Consider the following 20,678-nt stretch of genomic DNA (forward strand, 5'->3'; position numbering starts at 1 on the left):
CAAAATCGGACCGCTTGATTTGTAAAGTCCGATCGGGAGCAAGGACGCGACGCTCGCATTTCACCAGATGATCTTAAGGGGAAAGGAATATGCCGCGTCCGAGACCACCAAAGGCCGTAGAAAGTTGTCGAGTAGCTCATCAAGCAAGTATGGCGAGCGCATTGCGATGGATTAATACTCACGCAAAAGGCCCCCGGTGGGGCAGGCTGCGTCTCTGTCGATCGAACTCTCCGTGAGCCATACGTCCCTGCGGACGGCCAACCGTTCAACCGTGCGCCAGGGAAAAATGCCCTCGGCGCCTATCCACAGCGGTTTGTGCTCGCCCCCGGGGCGCCACGCGATGATACCACCCCTCAGTTTCCAGCTCGGGTTATCCATAGTCATAGATCTCCCGGAGCTATTCGGATTTAGGTGACGAGGTAATCGGGCGCTTTGCCGGTGCCGTCACTTGGATGACCTCAAGGCCGTGCTTGGGACTGCTGCTGCGAGGTTCGATAACACGTTGTATTGTTGAGGCGCCGCCGGGCCCTTGTTGCGGCGATCACCGGCTTGCGCACCATCGGTTTGGGGTGGTTACGGTAAGAAGCCTTTGTCAGTACAAGCTGTATCGCCGGGGTGGCCAACACGCTCTCGATGGGTTGGTGGCGCCGGCTCGAGTGCCGGGAAATCGGACAATTACGCTAATCACAACCCGTAACGAGCCTGGGGTGCGTTGATTGCGGATGCCATGCAGCCGATGGCAGGTTCACTACTAGAGGAGGTAGGTGCCAAAGTGGACGCGGGGTCCTAGCGTCCTCCTGTTCCTCTGCCGATCATCGGGCCAGAAGCGAACATCGAGAAGGTCGTACGAACAAAACCTTACGACGTGCGGAATCAGGGTGGCTGCGCATGCACACCTCGATGACGAATTCCGGCGTTCCGATTTGGGCGCCGAAGAAGGCGACGAATGGCGGGGCACGTGCCTACGGAAAATCAATCGGGCAAGAAGCAGTCTATGGAACGTCAACCGGTTGACGCGGTCACGGCGATCAATCGGCTTGCAGGTTCGGATCCGCAGAGAGTTGCGCTGAGGCACGGCTCAGACGAACTCACATATGAGGCGCTACGATCAAAATCGGATGCCCTTGCAAGGATCTTACGAGAGCAGGGCGCTCGCGGCGCGGTTGTCGGCTATTGGGGAGGGCGGGACCTCGACTGGGCGACGGCGGTCATCGCAATTTTGAAAGCTGGATCAACGTACCTACCGCTCGATCCATCGCTGCCGGCTTCCCGTACATCATTCATGATCGAGCAGAGCCGCTGCGCTTTGTTGATGGGCCGAGACCGTCCGGATTCACTCAGCCTATTCCAGAAGAGCAGCAAAGCAGCTCCTCAATTCGTAGCTATAGAGGCGGCACTGCGCTCGGTGCAGACCTCGTCTATTGTGCCATCCCCGAAAGTGGATGGATTTGCCTATATTCTGTTTACGTCTGGTTCGACGGGCGAGCCTAAGGGCGCAATGATTGAGCGCAGCGCCCTAAACAATCATTTGGCGGCAAAGATCGATGCTCTAAGTCTCACTCGGACGGATTGCGTCGCGCAAACGGCGTCGCATTGCTTTGATATCTCGCTGTGGCAGCTTCTGGCGGGGCTTTGCGTCGGGGCCTCTAGCGCCATCATTGATGATGCAACATTGAGATCGCCATCGTCCCTCCTCCAAGCAATTCAAGGAAGCGGCGCTACGGTTATCCAATTCGTTCCGTCGATGCTGGCAGTGCTTGTTGAGTATCTGCAGTCGCTTGCTCCGGCGGAGCGAGCTCTGGATGGTTTGCGGATTATTTCTACGGTCGGAGAACCGCTAACACCCGGATTGGCACGTGCGTGGCTTGGCTTATATCCCCGCGTCCCCATTCTCAATCACTACGGGCCGACCGAGTGCGCGGACGGCGTTACGCATCATCTGGGTTTCCGTGCCGCCTGCGCTGGCTGAGGTTTATGTACCGATCGGCAGACCCATTCATAACGTTAAGGTTTACGTCGCCGACGGACTGCGGCTGTGCAACGTGGGGGAGGTCGGCGAAATCTGTGTGAGTGGGGTTGGTGTCGCTGCCGGTTACGCCAATGACGATGTCCGCACCAAGGATGCCTTTGGGCTGAACCCGTTCTCAAACGACCCGTCGTTCCGGCGCCTATACCGGACGGGTGATCTTGGGCGCGTTCGTTCCGATGGGCTTCTGGAATGTCTCGGTCGACGGGATCGTCAGGTCAAAACTCGCGGGCACAGAATCGAGCTGGGAGAAATCGAAGCTCGTTTGTCCGCTCATCCCTTGGTTCATGGCGCCGCCGCAGTCGCCTCTGTCTGTGCAGGTGTAAAGCTTACGGCGCGAGATATAGCTGGGTCGGAGGCGCAAGCCGAATCGCGGCGGCTGGTAGCGTATGTGTCGACTCCAGCTGAACTGGCGGAAAGCGACCTTCAGAATTTTCTAGCTGAGGCACTCCCCAGCTACATGCTCCCGGAAAGAATCATCCGCATCAGCGGTATTCCACTGACCAGGAACGGAAAGGTCGACTTTGCAGCATTGCCTGACCCGGGCACTGTTCGGCCGCTATTGTCAACGCCCTTCGAGGAGCCGCAATCAGACCTCGAAGTCCGGCTACGTCAAATCTGGTCCGCAATTTTGCGTATAGAGAACATAGGTGTGAATGACCAATTCATAAGCCTCGGCGGCGACTCGCTCCGCGCAATGCTTATATTGGGACAGTTGCAGACCTTGCTCGGAGTGAGAGCGGATTTCAGACTAGTCCTGAATGGCACAATTCGGTCTCTTGCCGCTTCGATCGAGGCTCGCACTGAGATCAATCCATGCACGGCTTTGACATGCCAAGAGCGAACCCGATCACCTCTGACGCATCTCCAGGAGCATCTGTGGTTTTTGGCGCAGCTCGATCCATCTGCCAGGAACTACATCATTCAAGGCGGGCTGCGGATTAAGGGAACCATCAATTTTGCTCGGTTCAATCGCGCCTGGAGCGAGGTCATTCATTCCCACCAGGCACTTTCGGCGCGCTTTATCGACGAAAACGGTCCGGCTCAATGCTTTGATGCTCCGCCATGCACCAGTCTTGAATTGATCGATGTATCTCATCTCACCTCCTCCGAGGCTGAGGAGCTTATCGCAGAGTTTCGGCGAACGGAGCTGAAAGACAATTTCGATCTCGGACAGGGCCACTTGTTTCGCGCGCGCATGGTCCGGCTTGGTCCTGACAATCATCTCATATTGATCACCGCTCACGAAATCATCCTGGATGCCTGGTCGATTTCTGTTCTGCTCAGAGATCTTCAGCAGAGATATTTAGATGCCGCGGCGCCTTGGCGAGAGAACCGTGCGTCTCTTTCGGGCTACGCGGCGTGGGAAAAACAACACGTTTCTCCAGAGGCGCTGGAGAACCAACGTCACTATTGGCATCGTCAGATTGGTGATGATCCGCCGGTGCTTTCGCTTGGAAAAACGCGCCCGCAAACAAATTCATACCGCGGCGGCTCGCATCCAGTGCTGCTTGGCAGCGATCTATCCAGTCGGGTAAGAGAATTCGCGCGCCGAAATGGCTGCACCACGTCGACAACACTGCTGGCGTGCTTCCAGCTGCTGTTACGAATGTATAGCGGTCAGGACGATATTGTCGTCGGCATGCCACACGCCGTACGCGATCAACCTGGCAGCGCCGACATCATTGGCTTTTTCCTGAATATGCTGCCGATCCGTGCCGCGATCGATGCCGGTCAGTCCTTTGCTACGCATGCCACGCGCATCCAGGGCCTAGTTAGCGATGCCATCGCAAATTCGGCCTATCCATTCGGATGGATGGTCAGGGATACAAGGTTATGTCGCGAACCGGGTCGATCACCGATCTTCCAGGTGATGTTCAACATGTACTCCGAGGCCGCGGAACCCGTTGGTCGGGACGAGTTGGCTCTGACATTCCGCGAGTACGACACAGGCTATGTCAAATTCGACCTAACATTGTACGCGCAAGATCACGGCGATGAAATTGCGCTCCAGCTGGCGTATGCGGAAGACATATTTCCGAGTGATCTAGTTGTTCGAATGGCCAACAATCTGCGCTGTCTGATTGAGGCCTGCGTTGACAAACCGCTTGCGCCCATTGAGGAGCTCAGCTGCCTCAGCGCGTCAGACGTCACTCTACTGAACTCGCTGGACGGGTCCAGGCAGCCATATGAGTCTGAATGTCTGCTTGTTGAAGCCTTCGAGCAGATCAGTGTTTCCAATCACAGCAAGGTAGCATATTTTGGCGAGTTCGGGGAGGTCACATTCGGCCAGCTGCGTGAGCGCGTAGCAGCTATCAGGTCCTTCCTGCGGGATTTGGACGTGGGCGCTGGCGATATGGTCGCCATGCTAGCCGACCGGTCGCCTGACGTTGCCGCTGTCATGCTGGCGGCGCGAGCTTTGCATTCTATCGTCGTGCCTATACCGCCGGATTATCCGCCTGATCGTATCCACCATATCCTGCGAGATAGTCAGGCAAAGGTGTTGGTTCACGCAAATACCACGGAGCCTGGCTTTGACATACCTTCGATTTGTCTATTGACGTTAGACAGGTGCAGGGCGCTGACGGATAATTTCGAATCCAGCGACTCACCCTCAGATCACCAAATTGCGACCCTTATATACACGTCGTCCTCAACAGGGCGGGCGAAGGGGGTTCTTATTCCGGAATCGGCCATTCTCAATCGGCTGAACTGGATGTGGCGACGCTTTCCCTTTGATAGTACCGACGTGATGGTTGTCCAGAAGTCCGCTTCCCTTGTTGCGTCCGCTTGGGAGTATTTTGGTGGGCTTCTGAGAGGTGTGCCCACGCTGATCCTGACCCAAGGGCAGGTGCTAGATCCGGATCTCTTGTTGTGCAGTTTGGCAAAACATCGTGTAACACGCTTTTTTGCCTCTCCGCCACTCCTGTCCGGTATCATCGGGTCCCAGGAACGGCAACCGCAAAGGACCGCCTTGAGATTGGTCACAAGCAGCGCCGAACCGCTGCCTTCCTCGCTGCCCGCTCGCTGGCGCGGGTCTTTTCCGGGCGTGTCCTTGTGGAACTTCTATGGTGCGACGGAATGTGCGTCCAATGCAGCCGTGCACGAAACGTCGCATGCCGATGACAACTCGGCTCTTGTGCCGGTGGGGCGGCCGATCGACAACGTCAAACTCTACGTGCTCGATGCACGATTGAAGAGAGTGCCTGTTGGAGCCCCCGGCGAACTGTGCATCGCGGGCCGCTGTCTCAGCGCTGGGTACTGGCGGGATCAAGATCGGACTGACCGCTGTTTCGTGCCGAATCCGTATGATGGCGGACAATACGACGTGCTTTATCGAAGTGGGGACATCGCACGCATCTCAACCAGCGGCCTTCTCGAGATTTGCGGCCGATCGGACAACCAGATCAAGGTGAGGGGCTTTCGCATCGAGCCGGAGGAGGTCGAAGTTGCCCTTGAGTCTCATCCGGCAATCGCAAAGGCCGCGGTCTTCGCAGAAGGCATCGATGAGCATCGCCGCTTGACGGCGAGCGTGGTGCCCGCTCGGGAGAATCTAAGCACTGGAGAGATTCTCGCCCACCTGCGCAACAGATTGCCATCTCCCATGATTCCCGCAGCCTTCAGGTTGGTTGACAGTGTTCCCCTGACAACAAGCGGAAAGATAGACCGTGCTCGCCTTTCCTCCGTTCCTTACCGCGAGATAGAAACTAGTCCATCCGCTGAGCCCCGCACCAGGAACGAGCGAGTTCTTGCTCGGATCTGGGAGGATCTATTAGGCGCCAAGGGGGTAGGAATCGACAGCAGTTTCTTTGATATCGGCGGCGATTCTCTTCTAAGCGTACGTTGCGTCACGCTGGCGCGCAAAGCCGGGCTGAATCTCACCGTCAACCAGCTTTATCAAACACCGACCATCAGGGAGTTGGCGGCGGGGGAAGCGGAGGCGGCATCTCACAACGTGGCTTGCGCGGACGGCTTACTGCCTGTGCCCCCCGTAATATCGTTCTGGAATTCTCTTGTCGGCTTTGACGAGCATTTTAACATCGGCGATCTGTTCTTCTTGCGCGGCGGCATCCTGAACATCAAGGTCCTGGACCGCGCTCTGGCCCATGTCATCGAGAGGCACGAAGGCCTCAGGCTCCGCGTTGCCCGAACCCAAGATGGGCTCCGGCTGAGGATCGGGCCTTGTCCGGCCGAGCGTATCGTGGAGGAGATCGATCTCGTCCGGATGACCGGCCCAGACCAGCGCAGGACAATCGAGAGCGTCTCGGCAAGACGCCAACACATGTTTCGGTTTGACGGCCACACGCCTCTTGTTCACATCACGGCCTTCCGTACTTCGGAAACCGGCGATTACTATCTGCTCGTGCTGATGCATCATTTCGTAGCGGATGGGATGGGCTATCGGCTATTTCTGGAAGCATTGGAGGGCGCATACCACGCTCTTGTTGCAGGCCAGGATGTGAATGGTCCCGAGACCGTACAAAGGCTCTCTCCCTGGTTGAAGCGCCTCGAGCACTACGCGAACAGGGAAGCACCAGACGAACTCGAGCAGTGGGAGGATATCGACTACGATCAATTCAACTTGCGTGTCAGCGACGGGTCATCGCGCGGCACGAGTGTTGCCGAAGGAAGCGCGAGAGAGCTTCACGATGCAAGTGTCGGCGGTCTTCGGGAGGAGGCGAACGGCCGTTCGCTTTGGGTAGATCCGGCCAAGTACCATCTTGAGATCGACGGGGAAGCGACAGCGGGTCTCCTCAGTATTGGAGCCAGATCAGCGCGTTGTCAGGACTTTGATGTGTTTCTTGCTGCCCTGTCCGGTGCGTTTGGCGCCTTGTTAGGTAACTATTCGCTCTGGATTGATAGCCTGACCTCGACACGAGGTCGGCTGTTTGACGATTTCGATTCATCTCAGATCATTGGCCTTATCAGCGAGCTCGTTCCGCTTCCATTGAATGTCACAGGAAGGGAGTCGCGTTGCGACCGTGCTCGTTTGATATACCGGCAGCGCAATGCGCTGCCGCGAGGAGGAATAGGCTTTCGGGCGTTGAAATTCCTAAACCGAGATCCAGCCGTGCGGTGTCGGCTCAATCGCCTGCCCCTGCCCAGAATTGGGGTGAATTATCGCGCCCGTTTGCAGCGCCATTTCCCACGCCGTTTTCTAGACACAGACCCTTATCCACTTTGGATCGGCGAACACATGCATCAAGCGGCGGCGATCCACGTCTTCTGGTTCGATGTCGGATATCAATCGGGCAATCTACAGATTGACGCCACGTATGATCCGAGCTTGGTCGATTATGAGGTGACACGCCATCTTTGCGCGGTCTTGCAACAGGAGCTGTTGCAGACGATCAATGAATTTGTAGCGCTGAGGACGTTGTGAATCATGGATGACCGGAATGCGAAGCTCGTCGTCAAAAGCGATCACGATGCGATGCCGAAGCAAAGCCGGCACGTGGATCTATCGGACCAAAAGCTGCCGAGCCTTCTCCTTCGGCTTGCCATTCCATCTGTTGTCGGCTTGTCGATCAACGCGTTGCAGCAGCTCCTCAACGCTATCTTTGTCGGCTCACTTGGTGCGCAGGCGATTGCAGCCGTCAGCATGACTATGCCGGTCATTATCCTGCTCGCGGCGGCGGGAGAGGGGATCGGTGTGGGTACTGCATCCTTCATATCTCGTAATCTTGGTGCTGGTAATAAGTTGGAGGCTAGTCGAGGTGCGAGTACGGCACTCGCGCTCGCCGCTCCGATCGGAGTGATCATGACCGTCGGACTGCTTCTGAGCCTACGAGGCATCTTCGTCGTACTCGGGGCAACTCCAACCATCCTTCCCATCGCGCTCGACTACGCCACGATCCTTTTGCCGGCGTCCACTTTGATGCTCCTAAATATTGTCAGCGGCTTCATCGCGAGAGCTGAAGGCAACACACGGTTCAGTATGTGGACGATGCTGAGCGCTTTCATATTGAACGCCTTGCTTGATCCCATTTTTATATTCCTACTAGACTTGGGTGTGCGAGGCGCGGCCCTAGCAACGCTCCTATCTCAGATCGCTGCGATAAGCCTCTACATCGGATATTTTACCAAGGGGTGGGGCACTGTCTTCGTCAGAATCTCGCAGGTCTCGTTGCGGTTAGATCGCATCAGAGAGCTCGCGTTCATTGGGGCGCCGGCGACCGCGACGAGTATCTTATCTGCTCTTGCCGGTATGTTCTTGTACGGAGCCGCTGCCCGGTTCGGTGACGAGTGCGTCGCAGCGGTGGGAATAGCTGTAAGAATCCTGACAATCGGGGCGCTGCCTATCACGGGTTTTTGTATCGGCTCTCAAGCTGTCCTGGGGTTCGGTTGGGGCGCTCGCGACCTTGCCCGTGTCCTGAGGGTCGCGAAGTTCATGCTAACTATCACGGTTGCGCTTTCCTTTGCGTATTCCGCAGCCGTTATGCTTTTTGTCCGGCCGTTGGTCAGGTTGTTCAGCGATAGCGATAAGGTCATCGAAATTGCCGTCTCGACCTGCATCATCTTTCATCTCTTTTTTGGGCTGTTCGGTATTCAGAGTTTCGTGACGACAATGCTTCAGTCGCTCGGCAGAGCACGCCTCAGCGCGGTCGTGTCTTTCGCGAGGCAGGGATATCTCTTCATACCGGCCGTACTGTTATTCCCTATCATATCGGGCTTTAGCGGATTGTTGGCCAGTCAAGCCATCGCTGAGCTGGGCGCCGGAATGATCGCGCTGTTTGTCATGTTCCGCCAGTTCGCTGAGCTCAGACAAGGGGACCGGCACATTCAGCCCGGAGTCGAAAGTGCTGTTTGATCCGATAAGGAGATCATCGGAGCTGGCATTTAACCTGCATGGCCGGCGAGGGGATGGCCCCAAGATTAGTATGATGTCCAAGAGCGATTCGCTATGTATCGGTCTTTATTGCTGCGATCGCGATGAAGGCAAAGCCGATTGCACGCGCGAACGTCGTGCGCGGGTGGCGCAGCGCGGCGAGGTCGACGTCGCGGTCTTGGCGAGCACTCGATCTCAGGCCAAGGATAAGAGCGAGCGATCATGAAGAAGCTACATCCGTGGCTTATGATCTGAAATCCGGCCGCCCTTCAGTGTCGTGTCACTCATAGTGAGGCAAGATAGCCAGCCGGAATTTGCGGCTTACAGTCTGAGAACGCAAAGACGCCTTTCGGGGCGATATTCCTGGCCGTGGGCGCTCTGTTTCGATTGTGTGTGCTCAACTACCGCGAAGCCAAGCGGCATGCACGCCGTAAGGAAAACGAAAGACACGGCATCACAGGGACGACCTGCATTCGTGCCGAGTGCAAATTTTAAAAATCGAGGGATTAAGTCCGTTGTTTAAGTTGCATCGGAAGTTGCAGCCTTCTTATTTTACGCTTCTCCCGCTAGTCCAAGGCATGACAGTAAGTGATCAGCTGATGAAACGTCGCGCATTGAACAACTCCAAGTCGCAAAAATATGATTAGGAGCCCGTTGAAGTAGTTTGTAGTAAGTTATACATCTTTAGATGGGTTTCGATGCGATGGGTCCTATCCGCTTCGCGGAGTGCATGCCGCGAACCAGTTCTAATCTTCATCGTGCGCATGAGGCCTTGCGGGATGAGTGAGGTACGACACAGTCGTTGTTCGAGGATTTTCCAAGCATCAGTTCTGAGACGAGGCGAACGTTGCGCGAGCTCAAAAAGAAAGCTGGTTTCGTTTCATGGACCGGACATGGATTGCGTCTATGATCTGCACTGTTGATCAGACTGTAAATCGATCTGCTGGTCTCACATGCGAGTGTCCTTCGATGAGAACGGCACTAGCCGTGTCGACACGCAGAGGGAGGCCGATTCTAAGGTGCTGGTGGTGTGTATCAGAATTCAGCCGCCTAATTGACCGGTGGTGACCCACCCTCAGACAATTCGGGTGTGTAGCATCAAGCTTGTTGTGCTGGGTTTGCCGCCAGACGGACCACCACTGAGCTTGTTTAAACATCTACAGAAAGAGGCGCCGTCATGAATGGAACAATGGCTGTTGAAAATGTCATTCCGCGAGCAGATATCGTCAAGCACGCGGACCGGCTTGGTGCCGAAATCAAGAACATTGCGCTGTCGGATGATTTGCCTGACGATGTCATCGTAGCGTTCAACCGGCTTCTGCTAGAGCATAAGGTCATCTTCTTCCGGGACCAGGGACATCTGGACGATGCACAGCAGCAGCGTTTTGTGCTCCGGCTCGGCTCGCTGATACCGAATCCCACAATGGCGGACACAATGGGCGGTTTAACGGTCAGGCAGGAGCTGTCTGATCGCGCCTGCAGTCATCTCAACCAGATGAACGATGAGCGGGTCCCCGCAGCCATTTCGCTGCTACGGCTTGCAGCTGTCCCGCCTTTCGGCGGCGACATTGCTTGGTCGAGCCGGGCGGCCGCTTATCTTGATCTTCCCGATCCCCTGCGGATGCTCGCAGATAACCTCTGGGCTGTGAGCTTCGTCGCATCTGATCTCACTGCGACAGAGAGGGCCACCGAAGCCAACAAGCGGCCTTGGTGCGGCGTATCCACTGGAACGATCTACGAAACGACACATCCGATTGTTCGTGTTCATCCCGAGACCGGCGAACGCATGCTATCGCTCGGTCGTTCCGTGAACAACTTCGTCGGCCTGCAGCGCTATCCCAGCCAAAGACTGTTTGAACGGCTGCAATCCTATCTCATTGCGCCCCGGAACACCCTGTGCTGGAGCTGGAAATTAGGCGACGTCGTAATCTGGGACAATCGCGCGACTGAACCGTACCCTGTCAAGAAAATCGGCAGTCCTCACTGGGCCATGGACCAGCTTGCGATTGACGCCGGCGTACGGCACGTGAAGAGGCCAAAATCAAGGGCCGCAAAGGCTGCCTGACATTGTCCGCATCTCCCCGGATTTCGTGAGAAGCCCGCAGCCCTAACGCTAAGTTGCGGCCCTGCAATGTCGAGCGGAGCCGGCCTTCTTATGCGCCAGACCGGCTAACGGGCGCAGCGCCACGTGTCAGGCTTCTTCCAGGCCCAACAGCATTAATCAGGCATCGTCTCTGCTCGCCGGTACAAACCGATGACGCTGCATTTTTGATGATCTGATGCAACCGTTGGCACTCGCTCGGCGAGCAGCATCCCCTTCATCGTATCGGGATAGTCAGGCCCGGCGTAGCTCACACCCAATTCAGAGCATATTCGCCACCATCTCGCGACGCGTCGGATGGCACCTTTCATGGCGCCCGGCGCCGGCTGAAACTATCCCGCTCGCGATCGTGCCGGCGTCTCGCGTGTCCCATAAACAAACCGCCAGTCGAACCTTTCCAGAAACGTTTAAATTGCGCCCCTGCATGGGCACCACACCTTCCCGATCTTCGGCCAGCGGAAAGGTCCCATCCTCAAGCCGCACACCAGCTTGATCCTCCGACCGACAGCTCTGGAGAAGGGATCTGCTCTCGTGCTCTTGGGCGCCAGGATAGCAAGTCCCTCCATGCCCTTGCGGAAGTCTCTTGGTTGGGGCGTTGCGATCACCCGAACCCCACCCCACAACCGACCACAACTCCAAAAAGCAACTTCGAAAACCTTTGTTTCAGGCGACCGTCGCGAGATTTAAGGCGAGCGGCGCAAATCCTCGTTTTGAAGATGCTCGGCCCGGGGACCGCTAAGCCTGCTGCGATATCGGCTGGAGCAGGAGTTCCGGACGCGCCGGCTGTAGATTGATGCAGCATGTGGGGCCGCTTCGGCTCGCTCCTTCCGGTCGTTAGCTGAAATATCGCTCCCACAATAATCACGTCCTGTTCCGACGGGGGCGCGCCGGTTTGCGTCCTCTAGGCATCGGCTTGGGGGGCATCGCACCCTTGGCCGGCTCAGCGAACAATTCGGACAAGTGAATACCCAAGGTCATGGCGATACGGTCAAGGAGATCAATGGTCGGGTTCTCTTTCTTCTGCTCGATGCGCCCCATGTATGAGCGGTCGATTCCGGCATCATAGGCCAGTTGCTCTTGCGGAATGCCGCGCTCTACGCGGATCCGGCGCACATTCCAGGCCACAAGCGCACGAGCGTTCATGCGCAGAGGCAGCCATTCCGATGATTATGAAACCACTGGTTATAGCCATACTATTACGATAAGCTCGCACTAGCAGTGGGTGTCCTCTCCAATTGATTGGAGGAATCAGGCAACGGTGAGATGCAGACGCAGCTAGGGCGTGCCGTGTTCTCCTTGACCATCACACGCGTTCTCGCGGGGCAGTAGCCCTTGCCATCAGCGGCAGAAAAGAAATAGCGCTCAGAGATACCTGCGGCGTTTTCCGGGGACCGCGATTAGATAGGACGAAGTTCAACAATGGCTCGAAAGGAAGCGAATATTCTCCGAGTTGGCCGGTTCTGGTTATTGCCTTTGACGAGTGCGGCCGGGCCAACCACGGACCACCACGCCTTCCGCTAGGAACAGAACAGCTCGCTTTCGGTATGGATTACGATGAAAGCGTGAAAGCGCAGGATGGAGCCACCAGGTCAGTGTGAGCCGATATACGATTGCCGTCTCAGCGCGAAAAGGAGGTCGGAGTGCGACCATTGGACGGGTACCAAAACGACCTCCAATTAGTTATCGTTGCTCTGAATTTCGGTAGACTTTTCAGCTGGGTAGGAGTTTCAGGCAGTGCCAGCCGGGCCGAAGATCGCAGAATTGGCGCCTAGCGTCGACGAGCTCACGTCATATGACAAGGAGCACGCGGTTGCCTACATGCGACTTCTTGATGCGGAAGCGGACAAGGCAGATTGGCGCGAAATCGCGCGAATTGTGCTTGGGCTTGACCCCACCGTTGAACCGGATCGCGCGCGACGCACATTCGAAAGTCATCTGACGCGGGCCAAGTGGCTAGCGGGCCACGGCTATCGCGATCTGCTACGTAACGGTTGGCCAAAACAATGATCAGCGCGGATGTCAGGGTTGCCGGAATGTGTCGCGATCGCAAAAGTTGATGATTCCATCGACTAAGTGCGTGCAAGGCGCGTACACGATAAGCAAGCACCGGAAAGAGCCACAATCATCGGATGCATTTCGCTGCGTCTGAAGATTGTGCGGGAAAGGTGCGATGCCGGATACTGACTGGAGAAATGAGAAAGCGTACAGCGGTCTGAAGAGGGCGGATGCTGCCGACCTGGCCTGGGAGTGGCTGCGCCGGGATCGCGACTACCAAGAGGATTATCAGCGGCTATCTCGCCGCGAACGTTCAAACGCAGCGGCGGGCCAGTTCCGACGCAAGTGGGGGCTCTCGTTTTCCCGCTGATCCGCAAAGGACTTTCGACGAGCATTCAGTCTTTTGGGCACCCGAGGTGCTGCCGACCGTACTGGCTGTGCGGGCGGCCAACTGCATTGCGCCCAAAAGTTATCAGCTCGATTTCGACAATCTGCCGGGCGGCGAGCTTCGCCGTGCGCCGGATGGATGGCATGCGATCGTGCCGCTCGGGGGCACGAAGCATCGCCTTTGGCTAAGAGAGCTTCCGGCGAGCGGATATGCTGTCGTCGTTGATCTGCCGCTCGATGCCGATTTCGAGCTTCGGTTGGGGGCCGCGCGTCGATTTTGGCTCGCCCTTGAGGGTCGGGCGCTCGGAATGCCTCCTCTTGCTTTGCCTGCTTTGAAGCAGCGTCGGCTGATCCTTGCGCTGCGCGCAGTGGATGGATGGCAGAAAGGAAATAGCTACCGCCAAATCGCGCAAGGCCTGTTTGGAAGCCATCGTATTGCCGAGGGCGCCTGGAAAACAGACGATTTGCGCAGCCGAACCATTCGACTTGTTAAGCTGGGACGGCGCCTCATGCGCCTTCGCTGGCGAGCATTGCTCGACAAACGCAGGGGCAGGGATGACAAGTAAAGGGTTGCGGCGCGATAAACGGCATACCTTCCGTTCTGCCTGCCAATTCTTCTGCTGACATGGCACGATGGCGGCTAGGATAGAATCTTTGCGCTCCGATCTCTCATTATTGGCGTCTTGATTGCTGCAAAGATGGGCGCTATCTCCATAGGCCTTGACACCGTGCTCAAATAGTTTTCTTAGGTTGAGTGCTCTCGGCTTGAGCGTTAATCTCCCGCTGTACCGGATTGCAGCGAGAGGTCAGGCAGACTGCGCAAGTGCTGCCTTTTTGCAAAGACGAGCCAGCCATCGGCAAAAAGAACGTGCGATCTCGGGGTGCGCGCTGCGATCTACGGAATAGGCGCGATATTGCATACCACTTGGAGTGCGGGAGCCAGGGATGATTTGCAAAGCGCCTCCTCGCACGAGGTCACTGACGATGATTTCCGGCGCGACAAGAAGGCATTTTCCTGTCATGACGGCCGGCAGAGCAAGATAGTTGTGATCATACCGCGCGCCCGCTCGTATGTCGCTTGAAGACAGGTTCATGGCCCTCAGCCATGTGGGCAGGATGTCGGGGCGGGAGGTGATGTTCAGTATAGGGGTTGAGCGAACAATCGAGAGCTCTTTGCCGCCGACGAGATTTGGCGGGCCGACGCACACTAGCTCCTCTTTGTAGATCTCCCAACTGTCGGCGGGCTCGATGACGGAAAGATCCCGTGTAATCAAAATATCGAAATCATCCGAAGATGTCGGCGGCGCCAGGGAGCTGATGATGTCCACGATAACGCCACCCGCTTCGGAAGAGAAAGCCTGCAGATTTGGAATAAGAAGAGAGAAAGCAAAGGTCGATAGTGACGTGCGGACCACAATCCGATTCGTTCCTGCGCCCGCACGGCGTCGCATTCTCTTCGCGGTGAAGCTCACGGTTTCGAGCGGCTCAGACACTGCGTTTGCGAATAGCCTCCCGAACTCGGTCAAATCGCTGCCCCGTCCACGCCGCCCGATGAGATCAGCACCCAGGTAATCCCGCAGTACAGCCAAATACCGGCTGACCGAACTTTGCGTTGTTCCCAAAGTGGTGGCCGCGCGCGTGACGCTGCCTTCGCGGGCCACGGTCACAAATGCGCGGATGGCATTTAAAGGAACTTCATCGTCTTGAGTTGCCATTGTCCGCTCCGATAATGAACATCCATCACATTATTCGATGCCCATAGACGGATCGCCGCGTATCATGGGGCGGCCACGCACGAAATCCTCGTAGGAACGCGATACCTGCGCCAGTACCGCACAAGATCTGCGTCTCAGCTGGCTTTTGTCAGGGGCGAAGTCCTCTTCCCGCGTGCCGGCTTCGGCTTGCGACCTTTAGGTAAGGTTGCAGGTGGCGGCGCGCCCTTGGATGGCCGAACAAACAGCTCGGAGACAGCTACGCCGAGCGTCTCAGCAAGCCGATCGAGAAGATCGATTGTGGGGTTCGCTTTTTGGCGCTCAAGTCCGCTCATGTAGGAGCGATCAACTCCTGCATCGTAAGCCAATTGCTCTTGCGGAATACCGCGCTGGACGCGGATCCGGCGCACATTGTAAGCCACAAGCGCACGAGCTCTCATGCGCGAAAGCAGCCATTTCGATGGTCATCAAACCACTGGTTATAACCTACATAAAAACATCACCAAATTGGAGGTTTCGATCGAATTATTCAATGCGTGTCACCGAATCGTCATCCCTCGACGCTACTGGGGGCGGCCGCACAAACACTGGTATGTCGATCGTCTATTAATTTGCGGCGGCGCAGTTTTGAGCATGGCGTCAGCTAACAGCCGCTTCAGCCGCGTGTTCTCGTCCTCGAGCGTCTTCAGTCGCTTGGCCTCCGAGACCTCCACCCCCGCCGAATTCGGCCTTCCCTTTGAAAAGCCTAGCGTCGCTGACGCCAAGCCTGCGGCACAAATTGGAGACCGAAACGCCGGGCCTCATGTTCCTTTTCGCGCCGCGGGTACCCCGGATCTGGCCCTCAGCTCCATCGGTGCGACAGATCGAGGAATCCGCCTCGGTTCCTCCTGATGATCGGCAGCAACGCCGTCGTGCGACAGGTCAATAGACGCGCGTGCCAAAGAGATCTTGGCCTGAACAGATGCTGCTCGCAAGCCGCGCATGCTGGGTAACCGTAGCGCCCGCAAACAACATGACGCGGACCGCGTCCGTCTATGATTTAATTCCAGTCTGCGAACCCCCAAGAAACTGGCTGCTCCCGTTCTATATTAGACTTGGACAGATGGCAGGATACTCTATTGCGTCTCACCGGCCATCCGCAGATGAGTACAAACGTAACTCGGAATCAGGGCTCGCTCGCTGCCGGGCCTAGAAAATATCTTCCCGTGCTTGGAGCAGACCATCCATTCACATCGTGAAGATGCGTCCCGGGTTTAGAATATGCTTCGGATCGAGCGCACGCTTGAGCATACGCATCGTTTCGATTTCTTCTTGTGTCCGGCTGATCTTCAAATAAGGCCGCTTCAGGATACCGATGCCGTGTTCGGCCGAGATCGACCCGTCGAAATCGCCGGTGATTTGATAAACGAGTCTCTCAAGGTCCTCACCTTTTGTGGGAGTGTTCTCGTGATGCACGTCGAGATGCAGGTTGCCATCACCCACATGACCGAAGACGATCAGGAACGCGCTGGTGTCGATCGTCTTGATGCTTGCGCCGATCGCCCTCGTATATTCATCCATCCTGTCGATCGCGAGACTGACGTCAAAACTGATCCGTGCAGCGTAAGGAAAAGTGCGGGCAAGTTCTCCGCTGGAATCGCGGATGCGCCACATCGCTTCTGCGGACGCGTTCGTGTTCGAGAGCGTTCCGTCGACGATCAGGTTCTCCACAATCGCGGCCTCGAGCAGCTTCTCCTGATCGGCATGGATACGGTCGGCGTGATCACCGGACGCTTCCACCAGCACATAAAACGGGTAATGCGTGGGTAGCGGCCCGATCACTCCTTTCACGCGCTCGACTGTTAGGCGGTAGTACTCGTTCCACATCAACTCGAACGCTGTTAGTTCGCCGCCAAGATGCTTTCGCGCCATTCTCAGGAATGAGGTGACTTGAGGAAACGAGGGCAAGGCGCAAAGCGCCACTTGCCGCTCTGCAGGTGCGGGAAAGATGCGCAATGCGGCTCGCGTTACGACGCCGAGGATTCCCTCGCTGCCGATGAAAAGCTGCTTCAGGTCAATTCCAGTATTGTTCTTGATGTGTTTGCACAAACCCTGCAGCACTATGCCGTCAGCGGTAACGACTTCAAGGCCAAGAATCAGGTCCCGCGTCATGCCATAGCGGATAACTCGATTGCCGCCAGCATTAGTGGAAATGTTTCCGCCAATTGTGCAGCTACCGCGCGCCCCAAGATCGATTGGGAACATGTAGCCCTCCTGCTGAACCCTCTCGTGGATCTTTTGCAGTGGTGCGCCGGCCTGTGCAACGGCAGTGCCTGCCAAGGTGTCTACTTCCTCGACTGCATTCATGCGCTCCATCGATAGCACGATCTCACTCGAGTTCGGCAGCGCGCCGCGTACCAACCCTGTCATGCCGCCTTGCGTCGCTACGGGCACTCTTTCGCGGTGGCAGAGCCGCAGGAAAGCCGAGACCTGTTCCGTGGTTCTAGGACGGACGACTGCTCGTGGCTTGTCGACCGGTTGCCCCGCCAGATCGTGATAGTAGCGCGGCTCGATGTCGGTGTCGGTCAGCACTGAGCTCTTGTCGAATACTTTGCGTAGTTCGCCAATAAACCAGTCAGGCATGTTCATTTTACCCCGGGTTGATCGACCTTCATGCTTTAATATTTGTGCCTAAACGCCCCATTTGAACTAGTTGCCCATGGCGCCGATGCGGCAAGTAGCCTTCCCTGATCACGCGCGGAGGTCCCGTGATGCATGTTCATCCAGGCGCTGTCCTCATGGAAGTTCTGTCAATCTTCCGCACTGCTCGGTTGGTTGGCCAAGAACCATTATCGACGTCGCTTGACAGCTACCAAACTGGATAGGCGAGAGCGCGCGAGAGTAGAGTAAGATGCGTTCATGCTAACGGCGTCCTCGCAGTGGCGGCATGTAAGAATGAAATGGCTGCTCGATTGGCCGTCAGATCAGCTCGCTTTCTAGCTGACAGATGGTAAGCAGACGCCGCTAATCTCAGCAGATCAGATCAGGGTGCGCCTGCGACGCGGCCCGTATCGGATAGGGTCGAATAGCTCAGCGAGTTGGCTTTGGCACTCATAGATCCAGGCTTGCCGTTTTCCCGCGCTCTCCTCGTCCCGAGAGTAGCGCACATTCCAACGAGACCGACTTTGGATTCCAGCGGATCCGCCACCTTTAGCGCTTGAATGCGCCGAGGATTCCAATCATTTCGGGCGCCTGCCTGCTGAGACGGTCTCGCAGGGACGATCAGGGCTCATCTGAAGCAGTCTGACGCTTAGCGCGCCCCGGGGCTGGTCGTGCGGTTGCCGCCAATGCGCCATCTTGACACCCCGCGCGGCAGCTGCGAGATCCTTGGCCGGGATGGAAGAATGGCACCGGACGTAGCAGATTCCGCAATCCTCGTCCCGATCAAACAGAAATCGCTTTTCCATCCGATGCATCGTGCACCCAATGTTGGCACGCAAGTCGTAGAGGGCAGAAATGCGTCGCGATCCTTAACCAGACTTTCCGTCGCCCGGCGCAGATTGCGGGGTCAGAAGCGATCGGAGGATACCTCGAGTGCGGTACGTTCACCGCCGGCTGCATCCTTGCGAATCGGCCTCTCAGATTGACTGGGTCTCTCGAGGAGGCTTCTGGTCAATTTGCGGAGATCGTTGCAACCGCTCATGGCCATAGCAGTGTCGAGTTCGCGCCGCAAAATCCAAATCATTCGGCTCGCGCCGGACATTCCGCCGACGGCGGTGCCGTATAGAAGAATCCGACCAACCATGACAGCTTTAGCCCCCATAGCAAGGAGTTTGAGGATATCGCTGCCTCTCCGGACGCCGCTGTCGGCAATCACTGTCATTTGCTCACCGACTGCGTCAACTATTTCCGCCAGTACTTCGATCGGTGCCACGGCGCTGTCTAGGCTGCGTCCGCCGTGATTTGAAACGATTATGCCGTCCGCGTTGAGTTCCGCTGCGAGAATCGCATCTTCCACGCGAAGGATGCCCTTTAAGACAAGATTGCCTTTCCAGAAATCGCGGAGCCTACGCATGTGTCCCCAGCCAAGATTGGGCTCGTAGGGCAGGGGCTTACCCTTGCCCAATATGCTACTGCGATAGGCGTGTGGATAGTTTGCGCGCGCCGGCACGTGGCCTGTCGCCAGGTAGCGCGCAAAGACGCTGAGCGCCCAGCGCGGATGGAGAGCAACATCGCAGACATTCCTGGCGGAATATCTGAAGGGTACGCCGAAGCCATTGCGGGTGTTGTATTCCCGGTTGGCAGTGACAGGGTTGTCGCATGTCACTACCAATGTCCGCACGCCGCTGTTCCATGCCCTCTGGAGTAGGTCTAGCGAGAGCTCTTCGTTTTCCCATAGATAGAGCTGAAACCAAATCGGACCTGTGCTTGCTGCCGCGATCTCCTCCACAGAGGTGATCGCTTCTGTTGCGGCGCAGAACGGTATGTCATTTGCCGCGGCGGCTTTGGCCAGTTCTATCTCTCCGCGATGCCACACGAGCCCGGCAAAGGCGGTCGGAGCGACAATGATCGGCGCGTCATGAATTTGACCGAAGAGCGAGACGACTTGGCTGCGAGTTGCGCCGCCGGTCAGCATGTGAGGCTTAATCCGCACTCCATCCAGGGCACGCCGGTTCTGTAGGAGCGCGTTCTCGTCCTCGGTGCCCCTATCGATGTATTCGAAGATGCCGCGCGGCAGGCGCCGCTTCGCGAGCCGCCGAAGGTCCGCATGGTTGAGGAACTTGTTCATTTGGTTCCGCTCTTCAGCCCAGACGATGCTTGATCAAGGGGGTGCGGAAACAGCTCAACATTTGTTCGATGTCCGAGAGTTCGCCCGAGGCTCGCTGCTCCGCCGAGACGTGCGCCAGCGGACTGGCAACGCTGCCGTCCGAGAAAGCGAAACCCAGCGGCATGCAGGCAAGACTGGTACCACCTAAAATGATCTCGCCGGACGCTGGCGAACTCACATTGGCACCACACTCGATTTTCCTCAGGCGCCCGGAGATCGGGCGCTTCAGTGATCCGACTAAGAGGCTTCATCATACGGGTTTCCGGGACATCGGCTTGCTGCTCGGAGATCGCTGCCATTCCCGTTGACCTCTTTTCACGCTTCGACACAAGACCACTTCTTCAACATGCGCGTCGTTGCTTCATTTCCTGAGTGGCATGTGACCGCCCGAAGCATCCTTGGGTCTTCTGTACTTGCACATAACCACCTCCGGCATTTCGGTTAGGCCAGTGAGCGACTTGCGCCGCGCGCTCGGCCAGAGGGAACAATCCAAGAGGAGACAGCCCAGAAGTTCCCACCACTGTTTGCATCTTTCGTGCCAGCTCCTTGAGATTTCCGAAGACATATTTCAGTGTTTCAGGGCCTAAGCTGCGATGAATCAGTTGGGCCTGAGTCTCCTCCCAGCAGAGCGCCAGATAGCTCTCGGGACTGTGCCAAGAAGCGAGTGAGGACCGAGATCTAAGCCGAATGAAAGGACACATGCTCTGGTGGCGAGATATAGATGCCAACCATGTCCCGCATCTTGGCCATCTTGAAACCCTAGCGTTAAGGGTCCCGGTCGTGAAGCCTTTCTGACGCCGGCTGCGAGATGGCGACAGTCC

At 56.8% G+C, this 20,678-nt stretch carries 12 protein-coding genes and 1 pseudogene; 7 read left to right on the plus strand and 6 right to left on the minus strand.

The annotated features are described in order from the left end of the window. Positions 1-946: 946 nt before the first annotated feature. From ACRQ5Q_RS09360 to ACRQ5Q_RS09375, 4 genes are all read left to right on the plus strand, one after another. Positions 947-1,969 (plus strand): AMP-binding protein, encoded by a 1,023-nt coding sequence (locus tag ACRQ5Q_RS09360; RefSeq protein ID WP_439397323.1) that lies wholly within the window; start codon positions 947-949, stop codon positions 1,967-1,969. After that, the gene (locus ACRQ5Q_RS09365) at positions 1,950-7,409 is read left to right on the plus strand and encodes an amino acid adenylation domain-containing protein (RefSeq protein ID WP_439397325.1); all 5,460 of its coding nucleotides are present in this window, start codon (positions 1,950-1,952) and stop codon (positions 7,407-7,409) included. The genes ACRQ5Q_RS09360 and ACRQ5Q_RS09365 overlap by 20 nt, the downstream gene beginning before the upstream one ends. Before the next feature lie 3 nt (positions 7,410-7,412). Beyond that, positions 7,413-8,837, plus strand: coding sequence for an MATE family efflux transporter (locus ACRQ5Q_RS09370; protein ID WP_439397327.1), 1,425 nt, complete (start codon positions 7,413-7,415; stop codon positions 8,835-8,837). A gap of 1,195 nt (positions 8,838-10,032) precedes the next feature. Further along, complete coding sequence (locus tag ACRQ5Q_RS09375) at positions 10,033-10,920, plus strand: TauD/TfdA dioxygenase family protein (protein WP_439397329.1); 888 nt, start codon at positions 10,033-10,035, stop codon at positions 10,918-10,920. 897 nt (positions 10,921-11,817) lie between these two features. Here ACRQ5Q_RS09375 and ACRQ5Q_RS09380 read toward each other — a convergent pair. Next, positions 11,818-12,099, minus strand: a complete 282-nt coding sequence (locus ACRQ5Q_RS09380) for a helix-turn-helix domain-containing protein (protein ID WP_439397331.1) — start codon at positions 12,097-12,099, stop codon at positions 11,818-11,820. A 675-nt stretch (positions 12,100-12,774) separates the two neighbouring features. Between ACRQ5Q_RS09380 and ACRQ5Q_RS09385 the strand changes: the two genes are divergently transcribed. The 3 genes from ACRQ5Q_RS09385 (at position 12,775) to ACRQ5Q_RS09395 (ending at position 13,904) form a co-directional block, all read left to right on the plus strand. Further along, positions 12,775-12,963 (plus strand): DNA -binding domain-containing protein, encoded by a 189-nt coding sequence (locus ACRQ5Q_RS09385; RefSeq protein ID WP_439399739.1) that lies wholly within the window; start codon positions 12,775-12,777, stop codon positions 12,961-12,963. A 163-nt stretch (positions 12,964-13,126) separates the two neighbouring features. Then, positions 13,127-13,321: a transcriptional regulator domain-containing protein gene (locus ACRQ5Q_RS09390; RefSeq protein ID WP_439397333.1), complete on the plus strand. Its 195-nt coding sequence runs from the start codon at positions 13,127-13,129 to the stop codon at positions 13,319-13,321. 46 nt (positions 13,322-13,367) lie between these two features. Continuing rightward, positions 13,368-13,904: a DUF2285 domain-containing protein gene (locus ACRQ5Q_RS09395; RefSeq protein ID WP_439397335.1), complete on the plus strand. Its 537-nt coding sequence runs from the start codon at positions 13,368-13,370 to the stop codon at positions 13,902-13,904. Between the two features lie 240 nt (positions 13,905-14,144). Here the strand turns inward: ACRQ5Q_RS09395 and ACRQ5Q_RS09400 are convergent, their stop codons facing one another. The 5 genes and pseudogenes from ACRQ5Q_RS09400 to ACRQ5Q_RS09420 form a co-directional block, all read right to left on the minus strand. Next, positions 14,145-15,053: a LysR family transcriptional regulator gene (locus tag ACRQ5Q_RS09400; RefSeq protein WP_439397337.1), complete on the minus strand. Its 909-nt coding sequence runs from the start codon at positions 15,051-15,053 to the stop codon at positions 14,145-14,147. 134 nt (positions 15,054-15,187) lie between these two features. Continuing rightward, positions 15,188-15,490: a helix-turn-helix domain-containing protein gene (locus ACRQ5Q_RS09405; RefSeq protein WP_439397338.1), complete on the minus strand. Its 303-nt coding sequence runs from the start codon at positions 15,488-15,490 to the stop codon at positions 15,188-15,190. A gap of 180 nt (positions 15,491-15,670) precedes the next feature. Next, positions 15,671-15,861, minus strand: a pseudogene (locus ACRQ5Q_RS09410) (transposase); the annotation flags it as partial. A 416-nt stretch (positions 15,862-16,277) separates the two neighbouring features. Continuing rightward, positions 16,278-17,678: an FAD-binding oxidoreductase gene (locus tag ACRQ5Q_RS09415; protein ID WP_439397340.1), complete on the minus strand. Its 1,401-nt coding sequence runs from the start codon at positions 17,676-17,678 to the stop codon at positions 16,278-16,280. A gap of 919 nt (positions 17,679-18,597) precedes the next feature. After that, positions 18,598-19,818: an alpha-hydroxy acid oxidase gene (locus tag ACRQ5Q_RS09420; protein ID WP_439397342.1), complete on the minus strand. Its 1,221-nt coding sequence runs from the start codon at positions 19,816-19,818 to the stop codon at positions 18,598-18,600. Positions 19,819-20,678: the final 860 nt, after the last annotated feature.

Origin of the sequence: Bradyrhizobium sp. PMVTL-01 (genome assembly GCF_051861855.1) — a bacterium.
GTDB lineage: Bacteria > Pseudomonadota > Alphaproteobacteria > Rhizobiales > Xanthobacteraceae > Bradyrhizobium.